Annotated in this window: 16 protein-coding genes; 4 read left to right on the top strand and 12 right to left on the bottom strand. The window is 70.5% G+C overall.

What is annotated here, in order from left to right; genetic code table 11:
* The 4 genes from ACG00Y_RS00080 to ACG00Y_RS00065 all read left to right on the top strand — a co-directional run bounded on the left by ACG00Y_RS00080 (position 1) and on the right by ACG00Y_RS00065 (position 6,850).
* Positions 1–2,343 (top strand): type I secretion system permease/ATPase, encoded by a 2,343-nt coding sequence (locus ACG00Y_RS00080; RefSeq protein WP_394475216.1) that lies wholly within the window; start codon positions 1–3, stop codon positions 2,341–2,343.
* Positions 2,344–2,394: 51 nt separating this feature from the next.
* Complete coding sequence (locus tag ACG00Y_RS00075) at positions 2,395–3,576, top strand: HlyD family type I secretion periplasmic adaptor subunit (protein ID WP_394475215.1); 1,182 nt, start codon at positions 2,395–2,397, stop codon at positions 3,574–3,576.
* Between the two features lie 123 nt (positions 3,577–3,699).
* Positions 3,700–5,040 (top strand): TolC family protein, encoded by a 1,341-nt coding sequence (locus ACG00Y_RS00070; protein ID WP_394475214.1) that lies wholly within the window; start codon positions 3,700–3,702, stop codon positions 5,038–5,040.
* A 118-nt stretch (positions 5,041–5,158) separates the two neighbouring features.
* Positions 5,159–6,850, top strand: coding sequence for a hypothetical protein (locus ACG00Y_RS00065; protein WP_394475213.1), 1,692 nt, complete (start codon positions 5,159–5,161; stop codon positions 6,848–6,850).
* 13 nt (positions 6,851–6,863) lie between these two features.
* On the opposite strand, the gene ACG00Y_RS00060 is transcribed toward ACG00Y_RS00065, so the two are convergent.
* The 12 genes from ACG00Y_RS00060 to pseC all read right to left on the bottom strand — a co-directional run bounded on the left by ACG00Y_RS00060 (position 6,864) and on the right by pseC (position 20,222).
* On the bottom strand, positions 6,864–8,840 hold the full coding sequence (locus tag ACG00Y_RS00060) for a hypothetical protein (protein WP_394475212.1): 1,977 nt from the start codon (positions 8,838–8,840) through the stop codon (positions 6,864–6,866).
* 2 nt (positions 8,841–8,842) lie between these two features.
* A complete protein-coding gene (locus ACG00Y_RS00055) occupies positions 8,843–9,835 on the bottom strand; it encodes a hypothetical protein (RefSeq protein WP_394475211.1) in 993 nt (330 codons plus the stop codon).
* Positions 9,835–10,695 (bottom strand): N-acetylneuraminate synthase family protein, encoded by an 861-nt coding sequence (locus ACG00Y_RS00050; protein ID WP_394475210.1) that lies wholly within the window; start codon positions 10,693–10,695, stop codon positions 9,835–9,837. Before ACG00Y_RS00050 ends, ACG00Y_RS00055 begins: the two co-directional genes overlap by 1 nt.
* Positions 10,696–10,737: 42 nt before the next feature.
* Positions 10,738–11,955 carry an ATP-grasp domain-containing protein gene (locus tag ACG00Y_RS00045; RefSeq protein ID WP_394475209.1) on the bottom strand — a complete coding sequence of 406 codons (1,218 nt, stop codon included), beginning with the start codon at positions 11,953–11,955 and terminating at the stop codon, positions 10,738–10,740.
* Between the two features lie 13 nt (positions 11,956–11,968).
* Positions 11,969–12,787: a class I SAM-dependent methyltransferase gene (locus ACG00Y_RS00040; RefSeq protein WP_394475208.1), complete on the bottom strand. Its 819-nt coding sequence runs from the start codon at positions 12,785–12,787 to the stop codon at positions 11,969–11,971.
* The gene (locus ACG00Y_RS00035; protein ID WP_394475206.1) at positions 12,784–13,620 is read right to left on the bottom strand and encodes an SDR family NAD(P)-dependent oxidoreductase; all 837 of its coding nucleotides are present in this window, start codon (positions 13,618–13,620) and stop codon (positions 12,784–12,786) included. Before ACG00Y_RS00035 ends, ACG00Y_RS00040 begins: the two co-directional genes overlap by 4 nt.
* Positions 13,614–15,029, bottom strand: coding sequence for a glucuronate isomerase (gene uxaC / locus ACG00Y_RS00030; protein WP_394475205.1), 1,416 nt, complete (start codon positions 15,027–15,029; stop codon positions 13,614–13,616). Before uxaC ends, ACG00Y_RS00035 begins: the two co-directional genes overlap by 7 nt.
* Entirely contained in the window at positions 15,026–16,003 is a 978-nt protein-coding gene (locus tag ACG00Y_RS00025) for a class I SAM-dependent methyltransferase (protein ID WP_394475204.1), read from the bottom strand. The genes uxaC and ACG00Y_RS00025 overlap by 4 nt, the downstream gene beginning before the upstream one ends.
* 4 nt (positions 16,004–16,007) lie before the next feature.
* On the bottom strand, positions 16,008–17,336 hold the full coding sequence (locus ACG00Y_RS00020) for an aminotransferase class III-fold pyridoxal phosphate-dependent enzyme (protein ID WP_394475203.1): 1,329 nt from the start codon (positions 17,334–17,336) through the stop codon (positions 16,008–16,010).
* Positions 17,323–18,093, bottom strand: a complete 771-nt coding sequence (locus ACG00Y_RS00015) for a cytidylyltransferase domain-containing protein (protein WP_394475202.1) — start codon at positions 18,091–18,093, stop codon at positions 17,323–17,325. The genes ACG00Y_RS00020 and ACG00Y_RS00015 overlap by 14 nt, the downstream gene beginning before the upstream one ends.
* A 112-nt stretch (positions 18,094–18,205) precedes the next feature.
* A complete protein-coding gene (locus ACG00Y_RS00010) occupies positions 18,206–19,060 on the bottom strand; it encodes an aldo/keto reductase (protein WP_394475201.1) in 855 nt (284 codons plus the stop codon).
* A gap of 1 nt (position 19,061) precedes the next feature.
* Positions 19,062–20,222 (bottom strand): UDP-4-amino-4,6-dideoxy-N-acetyl-beta-L-altrosamine transaminase, encoded by a 1,161-nt coding sequence (gene pseC, locus ACG00Y_RS00005; protein WP_394475200.1) that lies wholly within the window; start codon positions 20,220–20,222, stop codon positions 19,062–19,064.
* Positions 20,223–20,350: the final 128 nt, after the last annotated feature.

Genomic DNA, 20,350 nt, shown 5'->3' with positions numbered 1-20,350 from the left:
GTGCCGCAATCACGCCGTGACGACTTCTTCGACCCGCCGGGTGGCGGTGAGGGTCGGCGCGGCCTGCACCTGGCCGAGGCCCCGCCCGCACCGCCGCGCCGGCCCGAGGCAGAGGACACGCCGGGTGCCGGCGCCGATCTGGGCGACCCGCTGCTGCATGCGCTGGTCTGGCTGACACAGCACCACGGCCGCCCGCGCTCGGCCGCCTCGCTGCGCGCCGACGGCGCCGCCGACGGCGCGCTGGCACCCGACCAGGCCGTGCGCCTGATGCGTGAGGCTGGCTACGACGCCGCCATGCAGCGCCGCCCGCTGGCCCAGATCAACGGGCTGATGCTGCCGGCCGTGCTGCTGCTCAAGGGCGGCGATGCCTGCCTGCTGGTGCGGCCGCTGGCCGAGGGCAGCGACCGCTTCGAGGTGGTCTTCCCCGGTGCCGACGCCAAGGCCGTCGAGGCGTCGCTGGCAGAACTGCAAGGTGAGTACAGCGGCTTCTGCCTGCTGGCGAGCCCGGCCGAGGGGCCGCGCTCGCAGGCGCGCGCCCACCACCACCTGATCGAGCTGGACCGCACCGACCACTGGCTGTGGGGCACGCTCAAGCGCTTCATGCCCTATTACCGCGGCGCGATGCTGGCGGCGCTGCTCAGCAACGTGCTGATGCTGGGCACCGGCATGGTCACGGCGGTCATCTACGACAAGGTGATCCCGCACCAGGACGCGATCGCCACGCTGTGGACGCTGGTCATCGGCGGCGCGCTGTGCGTGGTCTTCGACCTGTTCGCCAAGCATCTGCGCGCGGACCTGATCGACATGGCCGGCCGCAAGGCTGACCTCATCATCGGCTCGCGGCTGTTCAAGCACATCCTGTCCATCCGCATGGAGCACCGGCCCGCATCGGCCGGCTCCTGCGCGCACTACATGGGCCAGGTGGAGACGGTGCGCGACTTCTTCGCGTCGGCGTCCATGTCGGTCATCAGCGACGTGCCGTTCATCTTCATCTTTGTCGGCATGGTGTTCGTCGTCGGCGGCCCGCTGGGCTGGGTGGTCGCGCTGACCGTGCCCATCATGCTGATCGGCATCATCGTGCTGCAGCAACTGGTGCGGCGCTCCGTGCGCACCGGCATGGCCGAGCACGCTGAGCTGCAGGGCAACCTGGTCGAGGCGCTGGAAGGGCTGGAGGACGTCAAGACCTCGGGCGCGGCGCCGCAGTTCCAGCACCGCTACGAGATGAGCAATGCCATCGCGGCCGAGTCGGGCCACCGCATGCGCAGCATGCACGGCCTGATCAACCACTTGTCGCAGTCCATGTACCAGGTCAACACGCTGGTCATGCTGCTGGTGGGCGTCTACCTGATCCGCGAGGGCAGCCTCACGCAGGGCGCGCTGATCGGCGCCATCATGTTCTCGATGCGCGCGCTGGCGCCGCTGGGCGCGCTGGTGGGCCTGGTCACGCGCTACCAGGGCGCGCGCGCCGCGATGCAGAGCCTGGACGTGCTGATGAGCAAGCCCACCGAACGCCAGCCCGGCCAGCAGTACGTGCCGCTGAACCAGGTGACGGGCCGTGTGGGCCTGAACGACGTGGGCTTCAGCTACCCGCCGCCGGTGCCCGACCAGGCGGCACCCAAGGTGCTGAACGGCGTGTCGCTGCGCATCGAGGCCGGCGAGCGCGTCGCCATCCTGGGCCGCATCGGCAGTGGCAAGTCCACCGTGCTGCGGCTGCTGGGCGGGCTGTACCAGCCCACCGAGGGCCTGGTGGAAGTGGAGGGCATCGACCTGCGCCAGGTCGACCCGGCCGAATACCGCGCCCACGTGGGCTTCGTGTCCCAGGAGCCGCGGCTGTTCCACGGCACGCTGCGCGACAACGTGCTGATGGGCCGCGGCGACGTGGACGCGGCGCGGCTGGTGGAAGTGGCCAAGCTGACCGGGCTGGACCGCCTGGTGGCCAGCCACCCACAGGGCTGGGACCTGCAGGTCGGCGAGATGGGCGGCCTGCTGTCCGGCGGCCAGCGGCAGCTGGTGGCGCTGGCGCGCGCGCTGGTCAACAAGCCCAAGATCCTGCTGATGGACGAGCCCACCAGCTCGATGGATGCGCAGTCCGAGACCAGCTTCCTGCGCCAGCTGAAGCAGGCGTCCGAAGGCGTCACACTGGTGGCGGTGACGCACCGCCCGGCGGTGCTGGAGCTGGTGAGCCGCGTCGTCGTCATGGACAACGGCAAGGTCGTGTTGGACGGCCCGCGCGACAAGGTGCTGGCCGCGCTGTCGGGCGTGCGCCCCGCAGCCGAGCCGCAGGGCACGCCGGTGCACATGCACCCGAGCACCCAGCCGGTGCAGCGCCAGGCTTCGGTCTGAGCTGATGCACGGGGGCAGGTGAGCGCGATGGCTGGCGGTCGACAAGACGGCATGTTCACGAGCGCGTTGGCGAATGCCCTCGCCGACGAGCCCTTGCCGCGCTCGATGTGGGCGCTGTACCTGCTGGCCGCGGCGTTGGTTGCGGCCATCGCCTGGGCCAGCTTCGCCAAGGTCGACCAGGTCAGCCGCGTGCAGGGCCGTGTCGTGCCGGAGGCGCGCGAGCAGGTCATCGCCAGCCTGGACAGCGGCCTGCTGGCCGAGCTGAAGGTGCGCGAGGGCGAGGAGGTGCAAGCCGGCCAGGAGCTGGCGCGGCTGGACCCGACCCGCGTGGAGGCGCAGGAGAACGAGGGTGCACTGCGCCGCACCGCGATGCGCGTGGCCGTGGCGCGGCTGCGTGCCGAGGCCTATGGCGCTAGGTTCGAGCTGCCGGCCGACGTACCGCCCGAGTCCGAAGCCGTGGCGCTGGAGAAGCAGGCCTACCAGGCCCGCCAGCGCCTGTTGGACGAGGCGGTGTCCAGCCTGGACCGCAGTGTCGGCCTGCTGGCGCGCGAGCTGAAGGTGGCGCAGGAACTGTCGGCCAAGGGCCTGATGTCCGAGGTCGAGGTGATGCGTGTGAATCGCCAGATCAACGACCTGCGCCAGCAGCGCCAGGAGCGCGTCAGCCGCTTCCGCCAGGAGGCCAGCCAGGAGCTGACCCGCCTGGAGAACGAGCTGGCTGCGCTGGCCGAGCAGCAGGTGGTGCGCAAGGACGCGATGAAGCGCACCGTGCTGCGTTCGCCGGTGCACGGCATCGTCAAGAACATCCGCATCACGACGCTGGGCGGCGTGGTCACCAGCGGCTCGCCCATCATGGAGATCGTGCCGCTGGGCCCCACGGTGCTGATCGAGGCGCGCGTGCCGCCCCGCGAGGTGGGCTTCATCCAGGTTGGCCAGCGCGCCATCATGAAGATCTCCGGCTACGACTACAACGTCAACGGGGGGCTGAAGGGCGCGATCGAGATGATCAGCGCAGACACGCTGGGCGACAACGAGAAGCTCACGCCCGGTGGCGACGCGCGCTACTACCGCGCGCTGGTGCGTGCCGACGAGAACAACCTGATGCGCAACGGCGAACCGCTGCCCGTCATCCCGGGCATGAGCGCCACGGTCGAGATCAAGACCGGCGAGCGCACGGTGCTGAGCTTCCTGCTGCGCCCGCTGCTGAAGAGCCAGGAGGCGCTGAAAGAGCGCTGAGCTAGTCACGCGATGCGGCGTGCGTGCGGAATAGGCGGGCTGGCCCCGCCTTTCTCTTGCCTTTCGCAGGCGGGGTCACATGGTCTAGTGGAGCCCGTGCTGTCTCCTGCCGTTGCTCCGACCATGCGTGCCCTTCACCGCCTCCTGCCCTTGGCCCTGGCCTGCGGCATTGCCGCGCCTGCCTGGGCGCAGCTGCGCTGCGGCGAGGACGATGCGGTCATCGTTGCCGACAAGTCCAGGGGCGTGGATCTGTCCATCGCCTCCAGCGACCCGCGCGGCCAACTGGTGGCCCTGGTGGACACGGCGCTGCGCCGCAGCGAGCAGATCGGTGCTGCCACGCTGCTGGCCCAGGCCGCGCGTGACGACTGGGTGCAGGCCAGCGAGGCCAACAAGCCCAGCGTCAGTGCCACTGTCACGGCCGCCGCTGCCGGCCAGCACGTCAGCGGCCTGCGCCAGCAGCAAGTGCAGTCGCAGCTGACGCTGGGCTTCAACATGCCGCTGTGGGATGCCGGCCGCACGGCGGCCAACAGCGCCTGGCGCGCGCAACTGGCCGAGGCCTCGCGGCAAGGCCTGTTCAATGCCGAGCAGCAGATTTCCATCCAGGTCGTCAACTACTCGCTGGACCGCGGCCGCCTGCTGCTGCAGGCCCAGATCTACCGCCAGTACATGCGTCGCATGGCCTGTCTCGTCGAGGCGCTGGAAGGCGTCGTCAAGGTCGACAAGGGCCGGGCCAGCGAGCTGATCCAGGCGCAGAAGAGCCAGATGACGGCCGAGCTGTCGATGGAGCAGACCATCAGCGCGCTGCGCTCCACCGAGTTCCGCCTGAAGCGCCTGGTGGGCGACGACCTGCCGCCCAGCGCCAGCTACGCGGCGGTGCTGAACCAGTTGCCCGACATGGAGGGCCTGAAGCGCGCTGCGGCGCAGTCCGCCGACGTGCTGTCGCTGCAGGCCAATTCGCGCGCGCAGCGCCGCTACGCCGAGAGCGTCGCGGCCCAGGGCAAGCCGCAGGTCAGCCTGGGCGGTGCGGGCATCGCCACCGCCACGAACAAGGGCAGCCGCGTCGGCGAATGGAACGCGGGCGTCAGCCTGACCGTGCCCATCCTGCAGCCCGGCCAGCAGGCCGCCGAGCAGGCCGCCACCAAGCGCGCCGCAGCAGCCGAGGCGCAGGTGCGCGACATGCTGAACGCCAAGGTCTACCAGATGAGCGACCTCTACGGCTCGGCCGAGGCTGCGCTGGACCGCTCACGCCGCATCGTCGAAATTCTGCGCAACAGCGAGCGGCTGCGCGCCGCGACTCTGGTGCAGTGGCAGCAGATGGGCCGGCGCTCGCTGTTCGACGTGATGGGCGCGGAGTCCGACTACTATTCCTTGCGCGTCGCCCAGCTCAGCACGCTGTTCGAGGCGCAGCAGTCGCTGGCCATGCTGTGGTCCATGGGGCCAGGCGTGATGGCGGCGTTGCGTTGAGGGCCGCCGCCGCGAGGGCGTGCAGGAACGTGGATGCTTGTCTGGAACAACAATTGCGCCCAGTGAGCCAGGGACACAGGCGGCCCCAACCGGCCGCGCAGCGACGCGAGGGCGCGCGATGGCCGGGCTGATCGCCGTCAGCCATCGGCTGGACCTGCCTAGCGCCGCCGCGCTGCGCGAGCAGCAGCAGGCCGAACTGCTGGTCGCCGACCCGCTGCTGAGCGTGCGCGTGATCAGCTTTCCGCTGCCCGAACCGCAGGTTTTCACGCACGTGGACGCTGGTGTGATGCGCCCGGTGGTGGCCGAGGCGCTGGCGCGGGCCCGCGCGCTGGGACGCGCGCTGACGCCCTGGCTGGCGCAACTGGTGCCGGGCAGCCGCACGGTGCCTTGGTCGGTGCACCGCTTCCAGCAACTATTCTGGACGGCGCTGGGTTACCGCGCGGTCTGGCAGCAGGTGCTGGCGGCGCACGACCCCGAGCGCTGGCACGTCATCCTGCCGCGCCAGCCGCACCGCTACGGCTCGCACTCTTTCCTGCCCGGCCTGATGCTGATGGAGCAGCTGGTCGCGCGCGGCAAACCGCATGCGGCCTACCTCGTCGACGTGCCGACGTTGGACTGGGGGCAACTGCCCGACCTGCGGCAGCTGCCGGCCGATGTCGAGCTGCTGGCCCACCTGCCGACCTGCTTCCACGACGCCGCCCATTTCAGCGAGGAAATCCTGGCCAGCGGGCTGCGCTGCGGCCTGCTCAGCGCCGAGGTGTACGACGTGCCGCTGGACGGGCTGCCGTCCACCGGGCTGGTGGACGCCCGCGAGGTGCGCGGCCTGCTACCACCCGAGCGGCTGGCGGCGCTGGAGGCGCTGGCCGGGCCGGTCTGCGAGGTGCTGCGCGAGCACCTGCAGCCGGTGATCGTGCACCAGGGCTTCCGCGACGTGCAGGTCACGGCGCTGTGGCAGGCGCTGGAGGCGCAGGCGCTGCTGTGCTTCTGGCTGGAGCAGCATTTCGCCGGCCGCCTGCCGCGCCGGCTGCTGCTCTCCAACCACGACGCCACCATCCATGGCGCGCTGCTCAGCTTTGCGGCCGGGCACGCCATTCCGGTCACGCTGCTGCCGCATTCCAAGGTGTTCAACCAGCCGGTGTTCAACAGCGACGGGCTGGACGCGCTGTGCCTGCATCACGGATTGCAGGACGGGCCCTGCCTGGACCTTGGAGGGCGCCAACTGCCCGCCGGGCGCCTGGCCTACCCGGGCGGCTGGCCCGAGCCGCCGCCGCTGCCGGCTGCGCTGAAGACGGTGGGCGTCGTGCTCAACGGCCTGAGCGCCAATGGCGTGAGCCTGCTGAGCTTCGAGGACTACGCCGCCGGCCTGGCCCAACTGCTGGCGGGCTGTCAGGCGCTGGGCCTGCATCTGCGGCTGCGTGCCCGCCTGGCCGAGACGCCCTTGCAGATGCTGGCGCAGCGCCTGGCGCTGCCGCTGGAGCCGCTGCTGGCGGACACCCAGGGCACGCTGGTGGACTTTGCGGGCGGCTGCGACCTGCTGCTGGGCTATGACATGCCCACCTCCGGCCTGCACGAGGTGCTGCGCGCGGGCGTGGGCGTGATGCAGGCCGAGATCCGGCCGCTGGCCAGCGACGAATGGAAGATCGTCGACCGCGCGGTGGCGCCGCGCATGAATCTGGCCGAGTTGCTGGACCGCCTGCGGGTGATGGCGGACAACCCCGCCTGCCTGCACGACTTCCTGCGCACGCAGCAACAGCGCGCGCGGGACAGCCAGGCCGGCGCCCGGCCGCTGCGCGCCTGGCTGGCCGACTGAGCTGAGGCCCGGTTCAGCCCGGCGTCAGCGTCAGCTCGAAATCCCGCAGCGTGCCGCCAGGGCGGGTGGTGTCGTCCAGCTCCGCGAGCGAGAACTTCAGCCGCGTGAACGGCGTGGGGCTGGCGTCCTGGTGCGTCAGCATGGGCGCGGCGGCGCAGCGCGTCGGGTCCCATTGCAGGGTCAGCACCGGCCCGCGCGCATCGGTCAGGCGCAGCCGGCCGTCGGTGGCGCCGAACGCGGCGGTGCTGGACACGAGCGTGGACGCCGCTGCAGCATGGGTGCTGAGCTGGTTCAGCGTGAAATGTTCTTCGCCGCCACCCTGGTGGCAGTGCAGCGTCAGCGGCTCCACGAGGTGCTCGTGCAGCAGCGTCAGCACGCCCACACGCAGGCTGCCCAGCGGCCGCTCGATCGCCTCGAAGTGGTAGCCCAACCGCACGGAGGCGGTCTGCAGCGAGATGGCCAGGCGCTTTTCCAGCACGCCGCCCGCGAACGGTAGCCGTGCGCGCAGCATCAGGTCGCCATCGTGCAGGGCCGCCTCGGGCTGCACCCATTCCAGGTCGGTCAGCCTGGCCCGGTTGACCGGGGACTCCAGCAACACGCCGCCGGAGTAGAAGTCCGCGCCCAGCTCAATGCTGTCGAAGTGCCCCTGGGCCAGCGTGCCGACCACCGGGCGCCAATCGTTGGTCGCGAAGCCCAGCGACTGCAGCGTCAGCCCGCGGCGCTGGTTCAGCGTCAGCGCGGTGTGCGCAGTGCGCAGGTTGAGCAGGATGCCGGAGTCGTCGCTGTCCAGCTGCACGCCGGCCGGCGCTGCGAAGGACGCCAGCGGCTGCCAGGTGATCGGGGCCGTGCCTGTGGGCGCATCGCTCAGGCCCAGGCGCTGCAACAAGGCCTGGCGCCGGGCCTGGGCCTCGGCCCAGCGCGGGTCGGTGATGTGGGTGCGCAGATCGCTGGCCCACAACTCGCACAGCGTGCGCCAGTCCTCGGGCGTCGTGTTGCCCGCGGCCTGCAGCGCTGTGCAGAGGCGGTGGCAGTCGCTGTTCAGCGCCAGGTCGTCCCGGCCGGTGACGGCCCAGCGGTTGATGTTGTACTTGGCCTGCTTCTTGACCGGGATGGGGTGGGCCACGGACGACAGCACCCGCGCCTGGCGCGGCAGGCTGGCCTGCACTGTGGCCAGCGCGGCCGACGGGCTGAGCCACTGCAGGCCCAGGTCGGCCTCCAGCCGGTCGCACAGCTGCGCGAGCTTGCGCCATTCGCTCTCGCCCGTCAGCACCGCCTCGGTGGTGAAGCGGCCCGGCCGGAAGTCGAAGATCTCGGCGTCGTTGCAGTAGATGGGCAGCACCGTGCCGTCGCGTTCGGCGCGGCGGGCGACATAGGCCAGGTACTCGGCCATGGGCTTGTCGCCATGCACGACGCGCTGCAGGCTCTGGAAGAGGATGGAGTCGCCCCACAGCACCGGCAGCGTGCTGGCCTGGGCTGCATCGCCGCAGCCCAGCGCATGGGTGGGCGTGGCGCTCAGCGGTGCGCCGGCCAGGCCCAGGGCCAGGCGCACGTTGTCGCGGTCCATGACGAGGCCCTGGTAGCCGGCCTCGGCATAGACGTCCACCATGCCGGTGGAGAAGGCCATCTCGTTGACCAGCACGATGGCGGGCGTCGCGTCCAGCAGCTCGCGGTAGGCCTGCAGGCCCAGGCGCTGGTTCCAGCGGTTGGCCTCGTGCGCCGCCAGCGGGCCGATCATCTGCGTCCAGCCACTGCCGATGAGCTCGCAGCGGCCGGCCTTCAGCAGCGCGGCGAACTTCACCACCCACTGCGGGTCCAGCGCGGCAATCTGCGTCAGCGTCCAGCCGGTCAGCTCGATGCCCACGGGCAGCGTCCGTTTCTCGGCCAGCCGCAGCAGCGGCCAGTAGCACTTCTCGATGACCTGCGGGCGCAGCTCCGTCTTGATGGACGAGAACGCCAGGTTCAGGTGGAACAGCAAATAGCCTTGGGGCATGGTCAGTGGAGCAGGTCCTGGATGGCACGAGCCAGCCGCTCGCCGCCGGGAGTATGGAGCTGCCGGGCCGCGTTGCGCGACAGCGCGGCGGCACGTGCCGGGTCTTGCATGAGGGCGGCGAGCAAGTGCGTGGCCTCGTATTCGTCGTGCGCCACGAGAGCGATGTCCAGGGCCGCGATGCCGGCCAGCTCGGCGTCGTCCTTGCTGCCGTAGGGCGAGAACACCACGGTGGGCACGCCCAGGGCCAGCAGCTCGTAGAAGCTGACGCCGTACACCGTGGCAGCAAACTGGCAGTCGCGCATCAGCGCATCCAGGCCGCTGGGTGCCAGGTGTTGCCGCCAGGTCAGCCGGGGCTGCATGGGCAGGGCCGGCGAGCGGGCGTAGGGGCCGGTCACCCAGTGCAGTTCGGCGTCGGCGGGCAGCTGCTGATCGAGCAGTGCCGGCCAGTGCTGGCCGAGCTGGGTCGCGTCGCTGCCGCCAGTCAGCACCAGCGCGCGCGAGCCAGGCCGCCAGGCCGGCGCCGGGCCGCTGTCGTCAATCAGGTAGCAGTCCCAGCCGTGCAGGATGGGCGCGCCCTCGGGCAGCCCTGCAGGCGGCACGAAGTGGAAGGTCGGCATCAGCACCAGGTCCAGCTCGGCGCGCAGCGGCAGCAGGGCATCGATGCCGACAGCCAGGCGGCCGGCTGCGCGCCAGCGGCGCAGCGCCTGCGGCAGCAGCGCCGGCAGGCGCTGGGCTTGCAGATCCAGCACCAGCACGTCGGCGCGTGCGCTGTCGATGGCCTGGAGCAGGTCGTCGCCCGGTGCGATGAAGCGGTGCTCGAAGGCGGCGAGGCCGGCATGCGCGATGGGGTCGGCCTGCACCAGCAGCGCCACCTCGGCCTGCAGATGCCGGCGCATCGCGCGCGCCGCCACCAGAACGCGACTCAGATGGCCCAGGCCCACGCCGCTGCCGGCATGGCAGGCCAGCAGCACGCGCAGCGGACCGGCCGTCGGCATCAGGCGGCCTGAAGCCGCGCCCGCATCTCCAGCAGCGGGCGCAGGCCGTCGCTCGGGTCAGCGCGCCAGAGCCGGTCGGGCAACTCCGAGGCCACGGGCACCTTCACGCCGTCACCATCGGCACCGAAGCCGATGCTCAGATCGCGGATGACCGGGCCGATCTGCTCGGGCAGCCAGCAATGGCCGGCGGCGTACTCGTCGCCCTGGCCGTCCAGGTCGAGGTGGAACTCCACCATGCTGGCGCCCCAGCGGTGCACCGCACGGTGGATGACGCCGGGCTGCACCGTGTGATCGGACCAGCCGACCGCGCAGCCGGTGGCCTCACGCAGCGTCTGGATCGCCGCCAGGTTGGCCTCCTCGTAGGGCGTCGGGTAGGCCGAGGTGCAGTGCAGCAGCGTCGGGTTGGCGCAGCCGTTCTTCTTCAGCACGCCGGTGGCGTGCACGATCTCGTCCATCGTGGCCATGCCGGTGGACAGCACCACGCCCTTGCCGGTGGCAGCGCAGGCGGCGAGCAGTGCGTCCCACATCAGCTCGTAGGAGGCGATCTTGTAGAAGTCCACGTAGGGTGCCAGCTCGGCCACCGCTTCCAGGTAGAAGGGGGTGCAGCTGAAGGCGATGCCGCGCTGCTGGCAGCGTTGGGCGAGCTGGGGCAGGAAGTCGAGCGGCAGCTCCCAGGCCTTGCGCTTGAGCAGGTCGGGCTTGCTCTTGAGCGCTTCCGGCGAGAACAGTGACTCGACCTTGAACAGCTGGAATTTGACGACCGCGCAGCCCACGTCGGCAGCGCGGTCGATGAAGTCGAAGGAGCGCTGCAGGTCTTGCGCGTGGTTGCTGGAGACTTCGGCGATGAAAGAGACGGTCATGGGGCTCTCCGATGCGGCGGTTGGGGTGGCGAAGCGCGCCGGTCAGGCCGGATCGACCTCGATGCGGATGGTGGCGCGGGCGCGTTCGATGGCGGCCAGGGCTTGGGCCTTGTCGTCACCGACACCGATGACCCAGCAGAAGCGGCAACCGTTGTCGATGTAGTCGGTGACGGCGTCGCCCGGCTTGCGCGTCACGATGACTTGCTCGATGCCCGGCAGCGCACGGGCCTCCTCCACGCCGTGGATGGCGCGGATGCGGCCCGGCGGCGGGAAGATGCCGGCGCAGACGGCCGTGCGGTGCTGGCGTGGGCGGATCAGCGATTCGTCCAGCGGTCGGCCCAGCGAAATCTCCATCACGGCGCGGATGGGGTCCTGCCCGGTGGACAGCGGCGTCGTGTACTGCGAATGGAAGCCGCCGCTGAGGCGGGCGGGCATCTCCAGGATCATCGGGCCGCGCGCCGTCATGATCATGTCGGCCTTGGCCGGGCCGAAGTCGATGCCCAGCGAGTCGGCTGCCGCGTCGACGACGTCGTAGATGCGGCGTTGCGCGTCGCTGCCCAGCAGCGAGGGGTCGACGTGGGCGGTCTCGATGTGGAAGGGGTGGTAGCCGAACTCGCGGTCGGCCATGCCGACGTGGTAGTGGCGGCCCTGCCAGACGATGGTCTCAACGCTCTGCTCGGCGCCCACCACGTATTCCTCGACGATGGCCGTGCCGGTGCGCGAGGCGGCGCGGGCCTGCTCCAGCGCCTGCGGCAGTTCGGCATCCGATTCGATCTTCATGCTGCCGCGCGAGGCGGCGTTGTCGACCGCCTTGACGATGGCCGGGAAGCCCGTGCGCCGCAGCACCTGGCGGGCTTCTTCCAGCGTCTGCACCTCGGCGCCGAAGGGCGTGGGGATGTTGTCGCGCAGCCAGCGCTCCTTCATCAGACCCTTGTTGTTGGAGCGTTGCGCCACGTCCAGCGGGATGCCCGGCAGGCCGAGCGCGTTGGTCACGGCGGCGACGGTGACGGCGATGTCGGAGCCGGCGAAGGCGGCACGCAGGTTGAGCCGGTCGCGCTCGGCCAGCGCGAAGCGCACGTGGCCGTCGACGTCCTTGGAGTCCAGCACCACGGCTTCGTCGCACAGCGCGAAGCCGGGCGCGTCGGCGCTGCGGTCGGTGGCCACCACACGCAGGCCCAGGGCCTTGGCGGTCTTGATTGCGGGGATCTGCATCATCCCCGCGCTGACGATGAGGATGCTTTCTTGCTGTTGGGTCGTCATGGATTGCGATGTGTCAGTTCTTGATCAGCCACAGGGCCAGCGTGTCACCGAAACCGGCCTTCTTGGCGATGAGGTCCATGGCCCGCTTGTTGGGGGCGGGTACGGCCTCGCTGTCGTTGCCGCTGCCGAAGCGGATGTGGCTGCGCAGCGAAAAGCCCACGCCGGCGGCATGACGCACCAAGGCGTCCATGGTGAACAGATTGATGTGTTCGGTGGGCATGAAGTAGCGCCAGTTCGCGCCGAAGGCTTCCGACACCATGCCGATGACGGGCGTCTCGATCAACAGCCAGCCGCCTGGCGCGAGCAGTGCATGGGCGTGGCGCAGGTAGTCGAGCGGCTGGGGCAGATGCTCGATGAGGTGCCACATCGTGATGACGTCGTGCTGGCCCTGGACGTCCAGGAAGTCGATGCTTTCGCAATCCAGCCCACGCGCCTTGGCGGTGGCGATGCATTCGGCACTGGCGTCGATGCCGCGCACCCTCGCAGCGCCGCTGTCGGCCATCAGCGTGAGGAACTGCCCCGTCGCGCAGCCGACGTCCAGCACCGTCTTGCCGGTGAAAGCGTCAGCGGGCAGCCCCAGGTCGGCGAAGGTGAAGCGCTTGTCGCGGCTGAACGCGGCGTAGCCGGCGTCGCTGAGGTAGTCGGACTGCGCGTTCTTGTGCGATTGGTAGTTCGCGTAGTAGGCATCGATGTCGGCGGCAGACGGGTAGGGCTGCTGACGCACCACCTGGCAGCGTGCGCACTGCACGTAGCGTGCGCCGGCCTTCTCACAGACCGCGCGGTGGTCGCCGCTCCCGCAAAGCGCGCAGGCCCAGGCGTCATGCTCGCTCATGGCCGCTCCTCGTCGTTCAGCCGCTGGTACAGCGCATCGACCGCCGCGCTGCTGTCGTACACGGCGCGGTTGCCTTCGGGCCAGGAGTGGCCTTCGACGTTGTAGCCGTCGTCGCAGAAGATCAGGTTGCCGGTCAGGTGGCGCTGCGGCACGCAGGTGGCCAGCAGGGTTTCGGTGATGCCGTCCAGCGACGCGAACCGCTTGGTGGGCGTGTGCGCCAGGATGGAGGCGGCGCGCGGTGTCGGGCGGCCGTCGTCCGGGTTGCGCAGCAGGTGCCGGTTCAGCGCGGTCTCGACCGTGCCGGGAGCCACGCCGTTGACGCGCACGCCATAGGGTGCGAACTGCGCGGCAGCGGTCTTGATCAGGCCTTCGAGCCCGTGCTTGGAGGCGTTGTAGCCGTAGGAGCCGTACAGCGACAGCCGCGACGCGTTGGACGCAAGATGGATGAGATGCCCATGGCGCTGTGCGAGCAGGCGCTGGCCGAACACCTGCGTCACCACGAAGGCGCCGCGCAGGTTGACGGCGATGACGCGGTCGAACTCGCTCAGCAGGGCTTCGGCGTCATCCCGCAGGAAGTCCATGGGCTTGTGGTGAGTGCCCGCGAAATTGATGACGACATCGACGCGGCCAAGCTCGGCCTTCGCCTGGTCGGCGGCCTGCTGCAGCGAGGCCAGTGAACCGATGTCGGCGTAGAGGTGACGCACCTCGGCTTCGGTGGGCGCGTGGCGGCCGAGATTGATCACTCTTGCCTTGTGCGCGAGGGCTGCCGCGACAAAGTTGCCGCCGATGGCGCCGCTGGCGCCGATCAGCACCATGTTCATGTCGCTCAGCACGTCGGGTGCGCCCAGTGGAAGTAGCTCGCCGCGTTGCCGTGGCAGATGGCCTGCAGCACGCCGCCCAGCCGGTCGGCGTCGTCCGGCATCAGGCCGGCCAGGGCCTCGCTGGCGTACAGGTTGCACATCAGCCGGCGGAAGTAGTCGTGCCGCGAGAACGACAGGAAGCTGCGCGAGTCGGTCACCATGCCCACGAAGTGCTGGGCCAGCCCCACGGCCGACAAGGCGTCCAGCTGGGCCAGCATGCCGCCTGCGGTATCCAGGAACCACCAGGCCGGGCCGTACTGCACCTTGCCCGGCACGCCGTCTTCGAAGAAGTTGCCGGCGATGGTGGCGAACAGCAGGTTGTCGCGCGGGTTGGAGTTGAACAGGATGGTCTTGGGCAGGCAGCCCCGGCGGTCCAGCGCGTCCAGGAAGCGGTTCAGGCCGCGCGCTTGGTCGAAGTCGCCGATGGAGTCGCAGCCGGTGTCCAGGCCGACGCGGCCGAAGATGCGGCTGTTGTTGTTCCGCAAGGCGCCCAGGTGCAGCATCATCACCCAGCCGCGCTGGTGGTTCCACTCACCGAAGCGCTGCATCAGGAAGCTGCGCCATTGCGCGAGTTGCGCGCCCGTCAAGGGCTGGCCTTGCAGCAGGCGCTCGAAAAGCGATGCGGCTTCGGCCTCGCTGCAGGCGATGGCGTCCACCGATTCCAGGCCGTGGTCCGAGACCCGGCAGCCCTGCGCATGGAAGTCAGCGTGGCGCTGCAGCAGCGCGTCGAGCAGACCTTGCAGGCTGGTGACCGGCAGGTCCGTGGCCGCGCGCAGGCGAGCCAGCCAGGCGTTGAAGGCCTCGGGGCCATGCAGTGCACATGCGGCATCGGGCCTGAACGTCGGATAGACGGCCGTGCCGACGCTGGCGTCAGCACTCAGCGCCTGGTGGTGGGTCAGCGAGTCTGCCGGATCGTCCGTGGTGCACAGCACCCGCACGCCGCTGCGCGCCAGCAGGCCGCGCGGGCTGCAGGCCGGGGTCTGCAGCTTGGCATTGGCCTCTTCCCAGATGCCCTGGGCGGTGGCGGGCGTGAGCTCGCGCGTGATGCCGAAGGCATGGCGCAGCTCCAGCCGCGTCCAGTGGTAGAGCGGGTTGCGCAGCGTCAGCGGGGCGGTGGCCGCCCAGGCCTGGAACTTGTCGACATCGCTGGCGTCGCCGCTGCAGGTGGCCTCGGGCATGCCGTTGAGCCGCATGGCCCGCCACTTGTAGTGGTCGCCGCGTATCCACAGATCCGTCAGGTTGCTGAACGGCTTGTCAGCGGCCAGCACATCCACGGGCAGATGGCTGTGGTAGTCGATGATGGGCAGGTGCCGCACGCGCGCGAAGAGCTCTCGGGCCAGCGGGCTGGCGAGCAGGAAGTCGTCGTCGGAGGTGTCGCTCATGCTGGGGAAGAGGTGTCGTCGGTCTTGCGCGCGAAGGCTAGCACCTCGCGGCCCAGGCCCAGGCCAGCGAACGCCTGGTGCAGCTGCGACTTCAGCGCCCGCCCGCTGGCGCCTGCGGCGCGCAGGTTCATCTCCAAAGTCTTGCGCATGGCGTGGGCCTGACGGCCCAGCGTGTCGTTGCCGATGTAGTGGTGGCCCATGAGCAGGAACATGTCGATGGGGAAGGTGGTCTCGACATGGCGCACCTCGAAGCCGCAGCGCGCCACCAGCCGGGGCAGGGTGTCGGTGTCGAAGTAGTTCAGGTGGTGGGGCGGCGCCACCCACCACGGTGCGACGCCCATGCTCTCGTTGAGCACACGCTGGAACGGGTTGAAATCGTTGGGCACCAGCACCACGAGCATGCCGCCCGGTGCGAGCAGGCCATGCACCAGCCGCAGCATGCCGGCAGGGTCGGGCAGGTGCTCCAGCACTTCGCCGAGATTGATCACGTCGAACTGCCCCAGCGTTGCGGCCGTCTCGTCGGTCAGGAACATCGAACGGACATCGAGCTTCAGCACGTCGCGGCTGTAGCTGCTGGCGCGCTCGGAGGGCTCCACGCCCATCACGTCCCAGCCGCGTTCGCGCCCGGCCGCCAGGAACAGCCCGGGGCCGGAGCCGATGTCCAGCAGGCGGCGGCGCCCGGCGGGCAGTTCCGCCTCCAGGCGCTCGTAGCGCTCGGCGTAGACCTCGTCCCACCAGGCCTTGTCTTCCAGGTAGCGCTCGATGTAGAGCGGCTTTTCCTGGGTGTAGTACTCGTGGGCATAGATGTGCTCCAGCTCCTGCGGCGTCGGCAGCGGCAGCGTGTGGCTGAAGCCGCAGGCCGCGCAGCCAACCACGGTGAAGCCGTTGGCCGTCTGGCGCACCGGCCCGGCATGGATGCAGCCCTGGGCGTCCTGCCAGGACTGGCGCAGTTCTTGGGGCGAGCTGGCGCTCATGGCCTCACTCCTTGGTCAGGCGCTGGAAGCCGGCGTGGTGCGGCGGCGTCTCCAGCAGGGCTTCGGCGGGCAGCGTCGCCAGCCGCGCGAAGACCTCGTCGCAGGCCTGGGCGTAGGCGCTCATCTCGGCGTCGCCGTGGGCCAGCGAGGCCTTGAACTGGCGGAAGCCCAGGAAGCCGCGCTGCAGCATCTCGATCGTGAAGCGTGTGTTCAGTGCGACGGCCTGCGGGTGCTGGAAGCCGAAGGCCGCCAGCGTGGGCAGGCCGGACACGCTGATGGCCAGGCCGGCCTTGGCGGCAGCGGCGGTCCAGATGGCCTTGGTCTGGTTGCCGATCGCGATGAGGCGTTCCTCGGCGCGCTCGCGCCGGTACTTGCGCAGCGTCGCCAGTGCGGCTGCGGGGCCGACACGGTCGGTCCAGTTGGTGCTGGAGATGAAGGTGGTCTGCGCCGACTGCATGACGCGTTCGGTGCCGAGCACGGCGGCCATGGCGTAGCCGTTGGCCATGGACTTGGCGAACACCGCGATGTCGGGGTTCAGCCCGTAACGGCGGTGGATACCGCCGGCGCACATGCGGTAGCCGCTGGTGATCTCGTCGAACACGAGCACGGCGCCGATCTCGTCGGCGATCTCGCGCAGCTTGCGCAGGTACTCGCCGGGCGCCTCCTCGCCGCGTGCAGGCTCGATGACGATGGCGGCGATCTGCCCTTCCTTGCCCTTGATCGTGTCGCGCAGCGAGTCGATGTCGTTGAAGTGGAAGGGGATGGCCGTGCCGGTCAGGCCGCGCGGCACGCCGTTGGGCTGCAGGCCGGGCATGAGCTGGCCGTCCAGGCCGTCGCGCTCGCCGAGGTTGGCGGCCAGGTACCAGTCGTTCCAGCCGTGGTAGCCGCTGAACAGCACCACATCGCGCCGCGTGTGGGCGCGGGCGATGCGCACGGCCATGCCCATGGCCTCGCCGCCGCTGCGCGCATAGCGCACCATGCCGGCCCAGGGGTGCAGCTCGATCAGCGCCTCGGCCAGTTCCACCTCCTCCGGGCAGTTCAGCGAGCTGTTGACGCCGCTGCGGATGGCCGCCACGACGGCGTCGTCCACCTCGTCGTCGGCATAGCCGAGGATGCAGGCGCCGACGGCCATGATGGACATGTCGATGAACTCTCGACCGTCCAGGTCCCAGACGCGGCAGCCCTTGGCCTTGCTGTAGTAGGACGGCCAGACGTCCGGCGCGAACATCTCGGGTCGCTTGGACAGCAGCTGCGTGCCGCCCGGGATCATTTCCTTGGCGTGGCGGTACAGAGCCGGGCCGCGGCTGTTTTTCAGGTCGTCAAGGCTGAACATGGTCGTGTTGCTTGTCGGCTTGCAGGGATTTCAGGTAGCCCGCGTTGCGGGTGATGTCGGCATTGATGCCGGCCAGCGCGGGCTCGCGCTCCAGCAGCGCCAGCACGTCGGCGGCGCCAAAGGGCGCGGCGCCGTCGCGGTACAGCCGCGAGAACACGGCCTGCAGGAACTCGTAGTCGCGCGGCTCGTCCAGCGTCCAGCGGTGGTGGGCCAGGCCGGTGAACTTGCGCACGGCGCCGTTCTTGAACCACTCGGGGTGGTGCTCGATGTAGGGCCCGACATGCTCGCGCTCGGACGGCAGCCGGGCCTCGCGGTGCGCGCGGGCGATGGCGCTGGCGGCGAAGACCGAGCAGTCCAGCCCGTCGGGGAACTCGCCGGCCAGGCTGCAAAAGTCCAAGCCGCCGCCGATGAAGGCGTCCACCACCTCGTCGACGATGGCCGGGTCCAGCGCCGGGCAGTCGGCGGTGATGCGGACGATGGCGTCGGCGTGGTGGGCCTGGGCGGCCTGGTGATAGCGGTCCAGCACATCGTGCAGGCTGCCGCGCCAGCAGGCCACGCCGGCCGATTCGCACCAGGCCTGGATGGCCTCGTCGCTGGCATCGGTGGAGGTCGCGACGACGACGGCGTTCACGCGGTGCGCGTGGCGCACCCGGTCCACGACATGGGCCAGCACCGGCCGGCCGGCCAGCGGCATCAGCACCTTGCCGGGCAAGCGCGTGGAACTCATGCGGGCCTGGATGATGGCGACGACGTTCATGGCGGGGACACAGTGGCGGGAAGGCCAGTATGTCCGCCCTTGCCGCGCCGGGCGCCGGGATTTGACGGCGAAAGCTCGCCGTTTTGCTGCGATGCGGCGCCGTGCCAGTGGTTCAGCCTGCCGGCCAGCGGCGTGGGTCCCAGGCGTCGGGGTCGGCGCTGGCCACCTCGGGCCAGTGCAGCGGCCGGCTGCGAGCCCAGGCGCCGGCAATCTCCTGGAACTGCGCCACGGTCTCGACGCCGACGACGCAGGCCGCCACGTCGGGCAGGCCTTGCACGACGCCGAGCGCCGCCTCCACCGGCGCCAGGCCGGCCGTGTCGCAGCGCTGGCGCCAGCGGCCCAGGGCGGGCCCAGCCGCCGGCACGCGCTGGGCGCCGCGTTCGGGCGCCAGCAGCAGGCCCTGCAGGAAGGCCGAGCGCAGGTGCAGCTCGATGCCGGTGAAGTCATGGCCGGTGGCCAGCCGCTGGTCCAGCGCATTGCCGGGCAGTTGCGCCAGCTCGATGTCCAGGCGCTGGCGCAGGCGCTGCAGCTCCTCGGGCGCGTAGCCCGACACGCCCAGCTTCATCGGCCGGCCGGCTGCCCGCAGCGCCGCGCGGGCAGTGGCCCACAGCGCATCGCCGCCCTCGGCCTGCAGGTCGGCCACGCTGTGGAACAGCAGGCCGTCCAGCCGGTCGCCCAGCCGATCGATGCTGCGCTGCACGCTGGCCGTGACCGCCTCCGCGCGGTCGGCGGCAGGGATGCTGCCCAGCGGCGCGATCTTGCTGATGATGCGAAACGGGTGCGGCCCGCACAGCGCAGCCAGCCGCGCCTCGATGTCGCCATAGGCGGCGGCCGTGTCCAGGCAGCGCACGCCGGCCTGCCAGGCAGCTTCCAGGATGGCGGTGGCCGTGGCGGGCTCCACCATGTGGCCGCTGCCCACGGCGCCGTAGGCCAGGCCGAACTGGACGGTGCCGAGCGCCAGCTCCACGTCAGTCCTTCAGCAGTTCGCGCAGCGCGGCGGCGACGCGGTCCTGGTCGGCGTCGCTCATGGCCGGGAACAGCGGGAGCGAGATCGTGCTGGCATAGTAGTTCTCGGCAGCCGGGAAATCGCCCGGCTGGAAGCCCAGCGCGCGGTAGTAGGGCTGCGTGTGGATGGGGATGTAGTGCACCTGCACGCCGATGCCCTGCGCGCGCAGGCCTTCGAAGACGGCCTTGCGGCGCGTGGCGTCGTCCAGCTCGATGGCGTACAGGTGCCAGGCCGACTGCGCGCCGTCGCGCCGCGGGGGCAGGCGCAGCGGCAGGTCGGCAAGGATCTGGTCGTAGCGCGTGGCCAGCGCCTCGCGGCGGGCCTGCATGCCGGGCAGGCGGCGCAGCTGCGAGCGGCCCAGCGCGGCTTGCAGCTCGGTCATGCGGTAGTTGTAGCCCAGCGTCTGCTGCTCGTAGCTCCAGGGGCCGTCGGGCTCGGCCCGCATCTGCGCCGGGTCGCGAACCATGCCGTGCGAGCGCAGCCTGTCCATGGTGCGCGCCAGCGCGGCGTCGCGCGTGCAGACCATGCCGCCCTCGGCCGTGGTGACCACCTTCACCGCGTGGAAGCTGAACACGCTGATGTCGGCCCAGTCGGACGCCATCGGCTGGCCGTGCAGCGTCGCGCCGGTGGCGTGCGAGCCGTCCTGCAGCAGCTTGAAGCCGTGGCGGTCGGCCAGCGCGCGCAGCGCGGGCCAGTCGCAGGGCAGGCCGGCGAAGTCGATGGGGATGACGACCTGCGGCAGCGTGCCGGTGGCTTGCGCTGCTTCGAGCTTGGCGGCCAGCGCCGGCAGGCTGATCTGGCGCGTGGCGGGGTCGATGTCGACGAAGTCCACGTCGGCGCCGCAGTAGCGTGCGCAGTTGGCCGACGCCAGGAAGCTGTTGGTGCACGTCCACACGCGGCTGCCGGGGCCCACGCCCAGCGCCAGGCAGGCGATGTGCAGCGCCTGCGTCGCATTACCCACGGCGAGTGCGTGCGGCACCTGGTGCACGGCGGCGAACTCGGCCTCGAAGGCGGGCAGTTGCTGGCCTTGCGTCAGGAAGTCGGAGCGCAGGACCGCGGTGACGGCGGCGATGTCGTCGTCGTCAATGTCCTGGCGGCTGTAGGGCAGGGCGCGCACGCTCATTTCAGTTGTTCCACCGCGCTTCGCGCGTCCCACGACCCATGAAACGGGCGTGTAATTCAGGGGCGGCGTCCGGCGCAGAGGTCGGTTCGTACTTGGTGCTTCGAGCTCGTATTTCAGTTGGACCCGCG

The organism is Pelomonas parva (assembly GCF_043555835.1).
Taxonomy (GTDB): domain Bacteria; phylum Pseudomonadota; class Gammaproteobacteria; order Burkholderiales; family Burkholderiaceae_C; genus Pelomonas; species Pelomonas parva.
The sequence above is the reverse complement of the archived record's forward strand: the minus strand, read 5'-3'. Positions and strand labels throughout refer to the sequence as shown.

Excerpts from the sequence above, each read along its gene's own strand:
- ACG00Y_RS00050 (WP_394475210.1), bottom strand. The coding sequence starts at position 10,695 with ATGACCGTCTCTTTCATCGCCGAAGTCTCCAGCAACCACGCGCAAGAC.
- ACG00Y_RS00065 (WP_394475213.1), top strand. The coding sequence starts at position 5,159 with ATGGCCGGGCTGATCGCCGTCAGCCATCGGCTGGACCTGCCTAGCGCC.
- ACG00Y_RS00020 (WP_394475203.1), bottom strand. The coding sequence starts at position 17,336 with ATGTTCAGCCTTGACGACCTGAAAAACAGCCGCGGCCCGGCTCTGTAC.
- ACG00Y_RS00075 (WP_394475215.1), top strand. The coding sequence starts at position 2,395 with ATGTTCACGAGCGCGTTGGCGAATGCCCTCGCCGACGAGCCCTTGCCG.
- ACG00Y_RS00055 (WP_394475211.1), bottom strand. The coding sequence starts at position 9,835 with ATGCCGACGGCCGGTCCGCTGCGCGTGCTGCTGGCCTGCCATGCCGGC.
- uxaC (WP_394475205.1), bottom strand. The coding sequence starts at position 15,029 with ATGAGCGACACCTCCGACGACGACTTCCTGCTCGCCAGCCCGCTGGCC.
- ACG00Y_RS00025 (WP_394475204.1), bottom strand. The coding sequence starts at position 16,003 with ATGAGCGCCAGCTCGCCCCAAGAACTGCGCCAGTCCTGGCAGGACGCC.
- ACG00Y_RS00060 (WP_394475212.1), bottom strand. The coding sequence starts at position 8,840 with ATGCCCCAAGGCTATTTGCTGTTCCACCTGAACCTGGCGTTCTCGTCC.
- ACG00Y_RS00070 (WP_394475214.1), top strand. The coding sequence starts at position 3,700 with ATGCGTGCCCTTCACCGCCTCCTGCCCTTGGCCCTGGCCTGCGGCATT.
- ACG00Y_RS00040 (WP_394475208.1), bottom strand. The coding sequence starts at position 12,787 with ATGAGCGAGCATGACGCCTGGGCCTGCGCGCTTTGCGGGAGCGGCGAC.
- ACG00Y_RS00045 (WP_394475209.1), bottom strand. The coding sequence starts at position 11,955 with ATGACGACCCAACAGCAAGAAAGCATCCTCATCGTCAGCGCGGGGATG.
- pseC (WP_394475200.1), bottom strand. The coding sequence starts at position 20,222 with ATGAGCGTGCGCGCCCTGCCCTACAGCCGCCAGGACATTGACGACGAC.
- ACG00Y_RS00015 (WP_394475202.1), bottom strand. The coding sequence starts at position 18,093 with ATGAACGTCGTCGCCATCATCCAGGCCCGCATGAGTTCCACGCGCTTG.